Raw genomic sequence first — 12965 nt, 5'->3', positions numbered from 1 at the left:
GAGATCCGCATCTCGGTGATCGTCGACGAGCACTCGGTGGACGACGCGGTGCGCGCCACCCACACGGCGTTCGACCTGGACGCCGACGAGGTCGAGGCCGTGGTCTACGGCGGGACGGGGCGCTGACATGGTGAACATCGGCATCGTCGGTGCCACCGGGCAGGTCGGTGTCGCCATGCGCCAGATCCTGCTCGAGCGTGCCGACTCCCAGATGATCGGCCCGACCGACCAGGTCCGCTTCTTCGCCTCGTCACGCTCGGCCGGCACGGTCCTGCCGTTCGGTGACCGCGACATCACCGTCGAGGACGCGGCGACCGCCGACCCGACGGGGCTCGACATCGCGCTCTTCTCCGCCGGCGCCACGACGTCGCGTGCGCTCGCGCAGCGCTTCGTCGACGCCGGCGTGATCGTCGTCGACAACTCCTCGGCGTTCCGCAAGGACCCCGAGATCCCGCTGGTGGTCTCGGAGGTCAACCCCGGTGCGATGGCGGCGGTGATCGAGGCCGGGCGCGGCATCATCGCCAACCCCAACTGCACGACCATGGCCGCGATGCCGGCCCTCAAGGCCCTGCACGACGAGTCCGGCCTGAGCCGCCTCATCGTCTCGACCTACCAGGCAGTGTCCGGGTCCGGCGTCGCCGGCGTGGACGAGCTCGCCCACGGTGTGGCCGAAGCCGGCGACAAGGCCCGCGAGCTGGCGTACGACGGGTCTGCGATCGCCTTCCCGGAGCCCGTGAAGTACGTCGAGCCCATCGCCTACAACGTGCTGCCGATGGCGGGCTCGATCGTCGACGACGGTCTCAACGAGACCGACGAGGAGCAGAAGCTCCGCCACGAGTCGCGCAAGATCCTCGGCCTCCCCGACCTGCTCGTCTCCGGCATCTGCGTGCGCGTCCCGGTCTTCACCGGTCACTCGCTGGCGATCAACGCCGAGTTCGAGCGCCCCCTGACGCCCGCCCGTGCCCGCGAGATCCTGGCCTCTGCCGCCGGCGTCGAGCTCGACGAGGTGCCGACCCCGCTGAAGGCCGCCGGCAAGGACCCGTCCTACGTCGGTCGCCTCCGGCAGGACCCCGGCGTGCCCGACGACCGGGGGCTCGCGCTCTTCATCAGCAACGACAACCTGCGCAAGGGTGCAGCCCTCAACACCGTGCAGATCGCCGAGCTGATCGCCGCCGCTCGCTGATCAGCGCACGTCCTGCGGCCTTCGGCCGCCCGGCCGGAGGTCTAGTCCACAGTGCCTCCGGGAGACACTGCGTGGGCAACGGAGGCCCACCGGGTGGCAACAAAAGGCCCCTGTGTCGATCGGGCCCAATCCGCGGGGCTCTCCTGCTCGAAGGGTGCGCAAGAGATGCGCAGGGATGCGCCCGAGAAGCAGGAGCACTCATGAAGAGAATCGCGTGGCTGTCGTTGGTCGGTCCGTTGGCGATCACGGGAGCGTTCCTCGCCCCGTCGGCGCAGGCTGCAGCCCAGGAGGACACGGCGCAGCTGATGGTGGTGCAGGCCGTCCCTGACGAGAGCATCACCGTCCAGATCGACGACGCCACGGTGAGCGAGGGTTCGGCGACCGGCGACGTGCTGGGTCCGTTCACCGTCCCGGCCGGCTCCCACCAGGTGACGTTCCTGGACGAGTCCGGCGACGTGGTGGTCGACACCGGGGTGGATCTCGAGGCCGGCTCGGTCCAGGACCTGGTCGTCCACCGTCCCGCTGAGGTCGGGGGAGACCCGGTGGCGACGCTCTATGCCACCTCGACGGAGACCATCGCAGCGGGCAAGGCGCGGGTGCTGGTCGCCCACACCGCCTCGGTCGCGCCCGCCGACGTGCGCATCGACGGGGCCGTGGTCTTCCGCAACATCGCCAACGGAGAGTTCGCCACCGCGGACGTGGCCGAGGGCGCCCACGTCGCCGAGCTGGTGCCGTCCGGTCTCACGACCCGCCCGATCCTCGGTCCGCTGGACGTGACCCTGGCGAATGCCTCCGCGACGATGATCTACGCCGTCGGCAACGCGGAGGACGACTCCATGGACGTGATCACCCACAGCATCTCGCTCCGCACCAGTGCCGATCAGGCACCCGTGTCGATCAACGCCGGCAGCGCAGGGCTGGCCGCCGACATCGCGGTCACACCGTTCGCCGACGGCGGTGCCGTCACGCTGCAGCCGGGCGCCTCGCACTGGACCTCGACGACCGCTGCGATGGCTGCGCTGCTCACGCTGGCGATGGGCGCTCTCGGCCTCCGCCGCAGGCGCGCAACGGCTGCATCCGCCTCGTGAAGCGCGGAGCAGGGCGGCACGCGGCGGTGGGCAGGGCCACCGCACGCCTCCTCGTGCTCGGTGCGGCCACGGCGTCGGTGGTTGGGGTCCTGGTCCTGGCGGTCGCCGTCGCGCGGGGCGGTGCCTCGACCGCCGGAAGCGGTGAGGGCGCCGTCGCGGAGCCGGCCCCGGCCGTGCAGGCGGAGCGCGGGACGAGCATGGCCGCGTCGGCGCCTCGCACCGGCGCACTGACTCCCGAGCCGCCGCAGCGCGCGGTGCTCCCGAGCGGGACGGCGGTTCCGGTGGTCGCCGTCTCGACGACCGACGACGGCACCCTCGACGTACCTTCCGACGTGGACGTCGCCGGCTGGTGGCGCGGCGGATCCCGCATCGGGGACCCCTTCGGCTCCGTGCTGCTGTCCGCGCACGTCGACTCGGCCGCGGATGGACTCGGGCCCTATGTCGAGCTGCTGGACGTGCGCCGTGGACAGTCCGTGGTGCTGACGTCGGAGAGCCTGCGGCAGGAGTACGTCGTCAGCTCGCTGCGGCTGCTCGACAAGGGCCCGCTCGCCGAGCATGCCTGGGTCTACGCGGCGACCGGGCCCCACCGACTGGTGCTGGTGACCTGCGCGGGCCCGTTCGACGCCGGCAGGGGCGGCTACCAGCGGCTCGCGGTCGTCACCGCGACGCCGGTCGGCGAGCCCACCCGTCGGAGTCCGTGATGGCGGGCGACACGGAACCGGGCGGCGTGCCCCGGCGTACGCCGGGCGAACCCCCGCGACTGCGGCTCACCGCGTCGGCGTCGAGGCGCTCCGCCGTGAGCCGGTCGAGCATCGAACCGGCTGCTCCCCGCACGGATCCGGGTCCGCCGCCCGCCGTCGTGGCACCGTCGGACGACCTGCCGCTGCGCACGACCTGGTCCCGGCGCGCCGCGCTGGTCGCAGGTGTTGCCGGCACACTCGTCCTTCTGGCGGGTGCCGCGCTGCTGCTCAGGCCCGTCGAGACGGGGGCCGATGTCGCTGCCGCGACGACACCCCGGGCGGAGGCGACGCCCGGCGAGTTCGACCCGCCCGTGGTCCTGGCTCCGGACGACGAGTACGTCGAGACCGCCGTGGTCGACGACGACCTCCTCGTGACCCACTGGATCTCGACGACGACACCGATGGACCGGTTCACGGTGCGGGCGCCCAGGAGCCCCGGTCTGGCGGACTTCCGCCCGGACCTCGAGGACCTCGTCGTCGCTGCCGACGGCAACCTGGTGGACGTCGGTGGTGTGAGCCTCGACGTGCCGGGCGTGCTGCCGTCCGCCGAACGGCTCTACGTCCGCTACCGCCTCGCGGGTGCTCTCCAGCGCAACAGCTCGGTCGCGGACCGTGCCCTCGCCACGGTGACGGCGATGGACATCGGCCTCCAGTGGCGGTCGCTGCCCCGGACCCAGTCGTTCCCGGGTGGCCGGGTGATGACCCTGGCCTGCCTCGCCCCCGGCGCCCGCGCCGTGCCCGAGTCGTGCGGCACCTACGTCGAGGGTGCGTGGCAGGTCAGGTCACCGGCGGGCAACGTGCCGGTGACGGTGATCGCCCAGTTCGACCTGGCAGTCGTCCGCTAGGTGCGCCGCAACGCCTGACCTGCTCGCACCTGCTCAGACCTGGTCGGCGTCCTCGCCGACGACCGCGTGGGTGACCCACCACGAGGCGCAGAATCCGATCACGGCCGCGACCGGGATGGCGATGACCATCCACCACGCGTCGATCGAGCCGAGGAGGAACACCAGCACCAGCACCGCGAGGATCCCGACGGCCAGGATGCTGGTGGAGCCGGGGTCCTGGACGCCGAAGACACCCAGCAGCAGGCTGCCGGCGTAGGCCAGCACCACGAGCATCGCGACCAGGATCAGCAGTCCGGGTCCGCCTCCGCAGGCGGAGGTGCCGCGTACGACGTCGCACGCGGTCGTGGAGAGCCACGCGAGCACGACGGCCAGGGCGCCGACAAGCACGCCGGTCACGGCAGCTGCGGCGACGCCGGAGAGCGCGAGGGCCGGGAGCTCGCGGCGAGGGCGGGCCCGTGGCGGCGTCTCGACGGCCGCCGGCTCGTACGCCGTCGTCGGTGCTGGCTCGCGCGCGGTGACAGGCGCGTCGGACACCGCCGGTGCCGCCACGAGGTCAGGTGCGGCCTCCTCGGACGCCTTCTTCCGGCGGCGCAGCGAGAAGGAGGGCATCTCGAGGGAGGGGCCGTCGTCGGTGCCGTCGGGCCTGCCAGTGTCTGCCATGGGGGCAGTGTGCCAAATGACGCGAGCGCGCGGCTCAGACCGCAGGGCGCGCTGCCGGGCCGGTCGACCCGCGCAGGACCAGCTCGGTCGGCAGCACCACCTGCGGCGCCGACTCCTTGGTCCGCACCGGGGCGACTGCCTCGAGCAGGATCTCGACGGCGCTCCGACCGAGGTCCGCGTGTGCTCCGCCGAGCGTGGTGAGGGTGGGGGTGCAGAGGTCGGCGGCGAAGATGTTGTCGAAGCCGACGACGCTCACGTCGTCGGGCACCCGGACCGCTCGCTGCGCCAGGCGTCGCAGGACTCCGATGGCCAGCAGGTCGTTGTGGGCGACGATCGCGGTGGCACCGGCATGCAGTGCACCGTCGGCCGCCGCGCCGCCCTGCGAGACCCGAGGCGTGAAGGGGCCGATCCGGGTGGCGCGGATCCCGAGGGCCTCGGCCGCCGATCGGAGGGCCGACCAGCGGGTAGCGGCCATCCAGGAGTTCCGGGGCCCCGCGAGGTAGACCACGTCCTGGTGCCCCAGCGAGGCGAGGTGCTCGACGACCTGGCGACAGCCCTGGACGTGGTCGAGCACGACACTGGACAGGCCTGCGAGCTCGCGGCTCATGAGGACGACCGGTCGCTGCACAGCGATCTGTCGGAGGTTCTCGTCGGGCAACCTGCTCGCCGCGAGCACGAACCCGTCCACCGAGGACGCCAACCTCTGGATCTGCTCGTACTCGACGCGCGGCGACTCCTCCGCGTTGACCAGCACCAACGTGTACTCCGAGGCCCGCGCCCGCATCTCCGCGCCTCGGATGAGCTCGAAGTAGTGGGGGTTGGTGATGTCGGAGACGACCATCGCGATGGTGTGGTTCCGGCCCGACAGGAGCGCGCGCGCGTGGGGGTTGGGCCGGTAGCCCAGCTCGGTGGCCACCGCGAGCACCCGCTCCCGGGTCGTGGCGTTGACCCGGGTCGGGTTGGAGAAGGCGCGCGAGACCGTCGAGGTCGCCACGCCGGCCGCCGCAGCGACGTCGTAGATCGTGGGACCGGGCACGGGTGTACTCAAGCGGCTTTGGCAACAGGTTGGCAACCCCTTGCCGTCGAGTTGTCGGCGCTCTTAGGTTCGGCGATTGTGACGCCTGACACACACCCGAGTCCCCCGTGGACGGACCGCCTGCGAGCCGTGCTCGCCTCGCCGCCACCTGCGCTCGCGCGCCTGGTGCGGGTCCTCACCAGGGTGGAGCTGGTCCTGGCGACGGCGGCGTTGCTCATCATCTTCGTGCTCGTCCTGCTCCAGGCCGGCCAGCGCTACCTCCCGATCGACGGGTGGCCGTGGACCGGTGAGCTCGCCAGGTTCAGCCTGGTCTGGCTCACGTTCCTCGTGGCCGGGGTGCTCGTGACCACCGACTCCCACATCTCGATCGAGATGATCGACATGGTCCCCGGTGACCGCCTTCGCCGCCTGGTGCGGGTCGTGTCGTGCCTGATCGTCGCGGCCATCGGCGTCGGGCTCTGTGCCGAGGCGTGGGAGCTGATGCAGACCCAGGGCATCCTGAAGTCCCCGGCCATGCGGATGCCGATGTCGTGGCTCTACGGCATCTCGATCATCGGCTTCGTCAGCGTCGTCGTACGGTCCCTCGTCGCGGCGCTCACCTACGCCGTGCTCGGGGTGCCCGAGCCGACCATCGACGGTCTGGAGCTGGCGACCGAATGAGCGTCCTCGTCCTCTGCCTCCTGATCGCGGCGCTGCTCGTGATCCGCGTCCCGGTCGCGTTCGCGTTCTTCGGACCGTGCCTGCTCTACATGCTCAGCACCGACCAGTCCGTCGGCCTCGCGCTGCGCCTGGTGGCGAACTCGACGGCCAGCTTCCCCCTGCTCGCCGTGCCGCTGTTCATCCTGCTCGGCAGCATCGCCAACCACGCCGGTATCGCCGACCGGCTGTTCGACTTCGCGCTGGCCGTCCTCGGCCGGGTCCGCGGGAGCCTGGGCTACGTCAGCGTCGGGGTCAGCCTCGGGTTCTCCTGGATGAGCGGGTCGGCGGTCGCCGATGCGGCCGCGCTCGGCAAGGTGGAGATCCCCGCCATGCTGCGGGCCGGCTACTCGCGCCCGTTCGCGCTGGGCGTCGTGGGGTCGTCCTCACTGATCGCGCCGGTCATGCCGCCCAGCATCCCCGCGGTCATCTACGCAGGCCTCGCCGGCGTCTCGACCGGAGCCCTGTTCGCCGCCTCGGTCGTCCCCGCACTGCTGATGGCTCTCGGCCTCTGCGTCGTGGTGTTCCTCTGGGTGCGCCGGATGCCCCACCTCGAGCGCACCACGTTCAGCTGGGAGCGGGTGTGGGTCACCGGCCGCCGGGTCATCGCCCCGCTGGGTGCGCCGGTGATCATCCTCGGCGGCATCCTGGGAGGATTCGTCACGCCCACCGAGGCGGCAGCCGTCGGCGCTCTCTACATGCTCCTGCTGGGCTTCGCCTTCCGGACCGTGAGGTTCGGCGACCTGCCGAAGATCCTGGTCGAGGCGGCCCTCACGACCGGCAGCATCATGCTCATCGTCGCCTCGGCCAACCTCCTCGGCTACGTGTTCGCCCGGGAGCGGATCCCGCAGGAGATCTCGCAGGGGATGCTCGGCCTGACCAGCGACCCGACGGTGTTCCTGCTCCTGGTGTTCCTGCTCTCGATGGTGCTGGGGACCGCCCTCGACGCCATCGCGGTGCTGACCCTCACGGTGCCGATCCTGCTGCCCCTCGCCACCCAGTACGACGTCGACCCGATCGCCCTCGGCGTGCTGATGATCCTCTCCCAGATGATCGGCCTGCTGACTCCGCCGGTCGGCACGGTGATCTTCGTGCTGCAGGCGATCGCCCGGGCGCGGATGTCCGAGGTCTTCTGGGGGTCGCTGCCCTTCCTGGTGCCGCTCACCCTGCTCTGCTTCGCCATCATCTTCTGGCCGGAGGCCATCCTCTACCTGCCCGAGAGGCTGGGGCTGTGAGCGCGTCGGGCGCCCGACGGTCCTGGCTGACCGGGCTCATCGGGCACGGGATCGGCCCCTCGCTGACCCCGGAGCTCCACGAGCGCGAGGCCGAACGGCAGGGGCTGCGCTACGTCTACAAGGTCATCGACCTCCCGTCCGGCCCCGTCGGAGCCGGACGCCTCGAGCAGCTCCTCGCATCGGCCGTCGAGCTCGGCTTCGACGGGCTCAACGTCACGCACCCGGTGAAGCAGTCCATGGTGCCGCTCGTCCAGGAGCTGTCGCCCGCCGTGGCGGCGATCGGCGCCCTCAACACGGTGCTGATCCGCGACGGCCACACCGTCGGGCACAACACCGACGTCTCGGGATTCCGGCGGGCCTTTGCCGACGGGCTCCCCGAGGCCGACCGCGACCGGGTGGTGCTGCTGGGCGCCGGGGGCGCCGGAACGGCTGTGGCCCATGCCCTCGCCGACCTCGACGTACGCCGCCTGCTCGTCGTCGACCCGGACCGTCGTCGCGCCGAGGCACTGGGGGACTCGCTGCGCGACCGTACGGTCGAGGTCGAGCTGGTCCCCGCGTCCGACGAGCACGTCGCTGCTGCGCTCGCCTCCAGCGACGGGCTCGTCAACGCCAGCCCCATGGGGATGGCCGCCCATCCGGGGCCGCCGGTGCGGGCCACCCTGCTGCGCCCGGGGCTGTGGGTGGCCGACATCGTCTACCGGCCGCTCGACACGGCACTGCTGAGTGCCGCGCGGCACCTCGGTTGCACGGTGCTCAGCGGTGCCGGCATGGCCGTCCACCAGGCCGCCGACGCCTTCGAGCTGATCACCGGCCTGTCGGCGGACCGACGAGCGATGCTCCACGACTTCGACGACCTGGCCGCGGCCGAGACCTCGGCCGAGACCACCCAGCCCCCAGCCCGCGACACCACCGAAGGAAGGAAAGACTGATGGCACTGCACTCGAAGCGGAGGACCGCAGGGCTTGCCGCCTGCCTGCTCACCCTCCCGATGTCCCTGGCCGCGTGTGGCGACGACGAGACCGAGGGCGGAGCGGAGTCCGGCGGCGAGGTCACGCTGCAGCTCGCCCACAGCTACACCGAGGACCAGCCGCAGCACCGGTGCGGTGCGCAGGTGATCGCCGACGAGGTCGCCTCTGCCGACGTCGGGCTCACGGTCGAGATCTTCCCGGGCAGCCAGCTCGGTGCCGATGCGGACCGCATCGCATCGGTGGTGTCGGGCGACATCGACATGGACATCCAGGGCGCCTCGGCGCTCGGCGCGATCCACGAGCCCGTGTCCGTGCTCGACGCGGCCTACGCGTTCGACGACAGCGACCACCTCGCCCGCTATTTCGACGGCGACGCCTCGACCGAGCTCCTCGACGGGTTCGAGTCCGAGACCGGCGTGCACACGCTGGGCGCCTGGTCGGCCGGGATGCGCCAGTTCACCGCCAACGAGCCGATCCGCGAGCCGGGCGACCTCGACGGCCTCCGGATGCGGTTCCCGAACTCCCCGCAGTTCCTGATGAACGCCGAGGCCCTGGGTGCTGACGCCACCGAGGTGGCGTACGAGGAGCTCTTCCTCGCGCTCCAGCAGGGCACGGTGGACGGACAGGAGAACCCGATCACCAACATCGCAGCCAGCAGCCTCCAGGACGTGCAGGACTTCATCAGCATGTCCAGCCACCAGGCCAACTCCAACCTCGTGATCATCGGTGGCGAGTCGTGGAGCGGTCTGTCGCAGGAGCAGCAGGACGCACTCGACGAGGCCGTCGACGCGGCCGAGGAGCAGGTGCCCGGGTGTGTCGCCGAGGACGAGGAGACGACCCTGGCCGATTGGGAGGAGACCGGCGACATGGAGGTCGTCGACGACGTCGACGTCGAGGCGTTCCGCAGCCAGGCCGACGCCTACCTGCGCGACAACCTCGGCGAGGAGCAGCTCGCTGTCTACGAGGGCATCCGGGGCGAGGCGGAGTGACGTCGGTGGGGGAGGAGGTGCAGACCTTCCGGGGCCAGGTGTCGGCCGGCGACCTGGGCACGACGCTGATCCACGAGCACGTGTTCGTCGGCCACCCGGAGCTGGACCTCAACCTCCCCCACCCGGAGTGGCACGAGGACCGCGCGATCGAGACCGCGGTCGAGGGGCTCGAACGGCTGTGGGACCTCGGGGTCCGTACGGTCGTCGACCTCACGGTCCTCGGCCTGGGACGCGACGTCGCCCGGGTGCGCCGGGTGGCCGAACGGGTCCGGATGCACCTCGTGGCGTCGACCGGCTACTACACCGCCGACGTCCTGCCGGCCTACTTCCAGACCCACGGGCCCGGCCTGCTGGTCGGTGGGCCGGACCCGTTGCTCGAGCTGTTCGTCCGGGACATCGAGGAGGGCATCGCGGGGACAGGGATCCGCGCGGGGATGCTCAAGGTGGTCACCGATCGGCAGGGGATCACCCCCGACGTACGCCGGGTGATGACGGCCGCGGCGCAGGCACACCTGCGCACCGGCGTACCGATCACGACCCACACCCACGCCCCGTCGCAGAACGGGCGCGACCAGCTGGCGTTCTTCCGGGAGCACGGGGTCGCTCCCGAGAGGCTGGTCATCGGGCACTGCGGCGACACCGAGGACCTCGACCACCTCCGTGAGCTGATGGACGCGGGGGCCACGATCGGGATGGACAGGTTCGGGATGGAGCACGTGCTTCCCGACGACGCCCGGGTGGCGACCGTCCTGGCGCTGCTGCGCGAGGGGTACGCCGACCGCATGGTGCTGTCCCACGACGCGGCGTTCTTCAGCCGGGTGACGCCCCCGTCGTGGCGCGCGCGCCACGCGCCCCACTGGCACATGGAGAACATCTCGCGCCGCATCGTGCCGCGCCTGGTGTCCGGTGGAGCGACCGAGGACGACCTCCACCAGCTGCTGGTGCTCAACCCCGCCCGGCTGCTGACCCGCGGGCCGGTGGCCCACGACGGAGAGGACGACTGATGGGCCTGCGTACGTCGATCGCCACGGTCTGCCTGAGCGGGACCCTCGTCGAGAAGCTGCACGCCTGCGCGGAGGCCGGGTTCGACGGGGTCGAGATCTTCGAGCCGGACCTGATCGGCTCGCCGGCGAGTCCCGAGGAGATCGTCGCCCTGGCGCACCGGCTGGGCCTGACCCTCGACCTCTACCAGCCCTTCCGCGATGCCGAGGGCGTCACGGAGGAGGAGTTCGGCGACGTGCTGCGGCGGGCCCGGGCGAAGTTCCGCCTCATGCAGCGCCTGGGGATCGACACCATGCTGGTCTGCAGCAACGTCGGCACCGCCACCATCGACGACGACGAGGTGTCGGCCGCACAGCTGCGACGGCTCGGCGACGAGGCCGCCGCCCACGGCGTACGACTGGCGTACGAGGCCCTTGCCTGGGGACGCTTCGTCGACGACTACCGGCGTGCGTGGCGCATCGTCGAGCTCGCGGACCACCCGGCGGTCGGGGTCTGCCTCGACAGCTTCCACATCCTCTCGCGGGGGCACGACCCGGCGGCGATCGAGCAGATCCCCGGCGACAAGATCTTCTTCCTCCAGCTCGCGGACGCCCCCGCGCTGACCATGGACGTGCTGTCGTGGAGCCGTCACCACCGGCTCTTTCCGGGGGAGGGCGCCTTCGACCTCGCCACGTTCGTGGGGCACTGCCTCGCGGCCGGCTATCGGGGCCCGATGTCGCTGGAGGTCTTCAACGACGTCTTCCGCCAGACCGACGTCCTGCGTACGGCCAAGCAGGCCAAGCGCTCGTTGACCTGGCTGGAGGACCAGGCGGCTCGGCTGCCGCTCCAGCACCCCCGCCCGGACGGTCCCGTCCGGCTGCCCGAGGTGGCCCCACCCGTCGCCGTCGACTTCGTCGAGGTCAAGGCCGAGGACACCAGCGACGTCGACGTGCTGCTGCGCCAGCTGGGCTTCACCTTCCGCGGGAGCCACCGCAGCAAGCAGGTGCGGCTCTGGACCCAGGGGGCGGCCCGGGTCGTGTGCAACGAGCAGCAGGCGCGTGATCAGCCTCCCACCCTGGCCGCGGTCGGCTTCGAGGTCGTCGACCTCGCGACCTCCGCCGCTCGCGCCCGGGCGCTCGACGCCCCGGCGGTGTTCCGGCGTACCCACGCCCGCGACGAGGAGCTCCCCACGTTTCGGGCGCCCGACGGCACCGAGGTCTTCCTTGCGTCCGTCGCGCGCGACGAGGCCGGGTGGGTGACGGAGTTCGAGGGGGGTGAAGAGGCGTCGGCCGCTCCGCTGCTCACCGGTGTCGACCACGTCAACCTCGCCCAGCCGTGGCACAGCTACGACGAGGCGGTCCTGTTCTACAGCAGCGTGCTCTCCCTGGAGTCCGGCAGCAGCCAGGACGTCGCGGCGCCCACCGGGCTCGTGCGCAGCCAGGTCGTCCGCAGCAACGACGGGGCGGTCCGGCTCGCCCTCAACGTCGCGCCACAGGCCTTCACGCACCCAGCAGGCTTCCCGCAGCACATGGCGTTCAGCACCGACGACGCGCTGGCCGCGGCGCGGGCCGCCCGGTCCCGCGGGCTCCGCCCCCTGCCGATCCCGGCCAACTACTACGACGACCTGTTCGCGCGCTTCGACCTCGATCCGGCTGTCGTCGAGGACATGCAGGAGCTCGGCGTGCTCTACGACCGCGACGGCACCGGCGACTTCACGCACTTCTACACCGAGACCGTCGGGGGCGTCTTCCTCGAGGTCGTGCAGCGCAGCGGCAGCTACGAGGGGTACGGCGCGACCAACGCCTCGGTGCGGCTCGCGGCGCAGCATGCCCGCTCGACCGGGGCGTGACCCGGCCCGCGACGACACCGGGCCATCGGGAAATGAACAACGGACCTACGTCTCCGTAGGTCCGTTGTCGTTGATGTCCTGAGACATCACACGGTCGGGCTGACAGTGTCTTGGTTCAGGACATCTGCAAGGCATGTCTCACGACATCTGCAAGGTCGTGTCGGTGATGCTCACTCGTGTCGAGAGCGAGGCTGGTCATCACAGCCATCACCAAGCAAGGACTCACCCAGGCCGAGGCAGCCCGCACCTACGGAGTGTCCCAAGCCACCGTCAGCCGGCTCATGGCCCGCTACCGAGCCGAGGGCGAGACCGCGTTCGAACCCCGGTCCCGACGACCTCGGACCTCACCTGGCGCGACCCCACCCGAGACCGTCGAGCTGGTGCTGCGCCTACGCAAACAGCTGACCGAGCAGGGACACGACGCCGGCCCCGAGACGCTGATCTGGCACCTCGCCCACCACCACGCGACCACCCTGTCGCGAGCCACCGTCCACCGGATCCTGACCCGCCACGGCGCGATCATCCCCGAGCCGAAGAAACGTCCGAAGTCGTCCTACGTCCGGTTCGAGGCAGCGATGCCGAACGAGACCTGGCAGTCCGACTTCACCCACTACCCGCTCACCGACACCGCGACCTTCCCCAAGGGCATCGAGATCATCACCTGGCTCGACGACTGCACCCGCTACGCCCTCCAC

General features: G+C 71.4%; 13 protein-coding genes. 11 read left to right on the top strand and 2 right to left on the bottom strand.

The window, feature by feature from the left end; genetic code table 11:
• The first annotated feature begins 127 nt into the window (after window positions 1–127).
• The 4 genes from BM127_RS21695 (at window position 128) to BM127_RS21680 (ending at window position 3856) form a co-directional block, all read left to right on the top strand.
• Window positions 128–1183 (top strand): aspartate-semialdehyde dehydrogenase, encoded by a 1056-nt coding sequence (locus BM127_RS21695; protein ID WP_091202205.1) that lies wholly within the window; start codon window positions 128–130, stop codon window positions 1181–1183.
• 200 nt (window positions 1184–1383) lie between these two features.
• On the top strand, window positions 1384–2271 hold the full coding sequence (locus BM127_RS21690; RefSeq protein WP_091202204.1) for a DUF4397 domain-containing protein: 888 nt from the start codon (window positions 1384–1386) through the stop codon (window positions 2269–2271).
• Window positions 2268–2972, top strand: a complete 705-nt coding sequence (locus BM127_RS21685) for a class F sortase (RefSeq protein WP_139227847.1) — start codon at window positions 2268–2270, stop codon at window positions 2970–2972. Before BM127_RS21690 ends, BM127_RS21685 begins: the two co-directional genes overlap by 4 nt.
• A gap of 95 nt (window positions 2973–3067) precedes the next feature.
• Complete coding sequence (locus BM127_RS21680) at window positions 3068–3856, top strand: hypothetical protein (protein ID WP_139227846.1); 789 nt, start codon at window positions 3068–3070, stop codon at window positions 3854–3856.
• A gap of 33 nt (window positions 3857–3889) precedes the next feature.
• Here BM127_RS21680 and BM127_RS21675 read toward each other — a convergent pair whose 3' ends face one another.
• Both BM127_RS21675 and BM127_RS21670 read right to left on the bottom strand, forming a co-directional pair.
• Window positions 3890–4516: a hypothetical protein gene (locus BM127_RS21675; RefSeq protein WP_091202199.1), complete on the bottom strand. Its 627-nt coding sequence runs from the start codon at window positions 4514–4516 to the stop codon at window positions 3890–3892.
• A gap of 34 nt (window positions 4517–4550) precedes the next feature.
• Window positions 4551–5552 (bottom strand): LacI family DNA-binding transcriptional regulator, encoded by a 1002-nt coding sequence (locus BM127_RS21670; protein WP_198554430.1) that lies wholly within the window; start codon window positions 5550–5552, stop codon window positions 4551–4553.
• Between the two features lie 78 nt (window positions 5553–5630).
• On the opposite strand from BM127_RS21670, the gene BM127_RS21665 reads away from it, so the two are divergent.
• The 7 genes from BM127_RS21665 to BM127_RS21635 all read left to right on the top strand — a co-directional run.
• Complete coding sequence (locus BM127_RS21665) at window positions 5631–6212, top strand: TRAP transporter small permease (RefSeq protein WP_157829621.1); 582 nt, start codon at window positions 5631–5633, stop codon at window positions 6210–6212.
• The gene (locus BM127_RS21660) at window positions 6209–7483 is read left to right on the top strand and encodes a TRAP transporter large permease (protein ID WP_091202193.1); all 1275 of its coding nucleotides are present in this window, start codon (window positions 6209–6211) and stop codon (window positions 7481–7483) included. Before BM127_RS21665 ends, BM127_RS21660 begins: the two co-directional genes overlap by 4 nt.
• Complete coding sequence (locus tag BM127_RS21655; RefSeq protein ID WP_091202191.1) at window positions 7480–8412, top strand: shikimate dehydrogenase; 933 nt, start codon at window positions 7480–7482, stop codon at window positions 8410–8412. The genes BM127_RS21660 and BM127_RS21655 overlap by 4 nt, the downstream gene beginning before the upstream one ends.
• Window positions 8412–9440: a DctP family TRAP transporter solute-binding subunit gene (locus tag BM127_RS21650; RefSeq protein ID WP_198554429.1), complete on the top strand. Its 1029-nt coding sequence runs from the start codon at window positions 8412–8414 to the stop codon at window positions 9438–9440. Before BM127_RS21655 ends, BM127_RS21650 begins: the two co-directional genes overlap by 1 nt.
• Window positions 9441–9457: 17 nt before the next feature.
• Entirely contained in the window at window positions 9458–10444 is a 987-nt protein-coding gene (locus tag BM127_RS21645) for a phosphotriesterase family protein (protein ID WP_198554428.1), read from the top strand.
• A complete protein-coding gene (locus tag BM127_RS21640) occupies window positions 10444–12270 on the top strand; it encodes a bifunctional sugar phosphate isomerase/epimerase/4-hydroxyphenylpyruvate dioxygenase family protein (protein ID WP_231263433.1) in 1827 nt (608 codons plus the stop codon). Before BM127_RS21645 ends, BM127_RS21640 begins: the two co-directional genes overlap by 1 nt.
• A 176-nt stretch (window positions 12271–12446) precedes the next feature.
• Window positions 12447–12965 (top strand): helix-turn-helix domain-containing protein (locus BM127_RS21635; protein WP_139227845.1); only part of this gene is annotated, 519 nt, incomplete at its 3' end.

The sequence above is a fragment of the Nocardioides alpinus genome (assembly GCF_900112035.1).
GTDB lineage: Bacteria > Actinomycetota > Actinomycetes > Propionibacteriales > Nocardioidaceae > Nocardioides > Nocardioides alpinus.
This window is presented reverse-complemented; position numbering and strand designations above follow the sequence as displayed.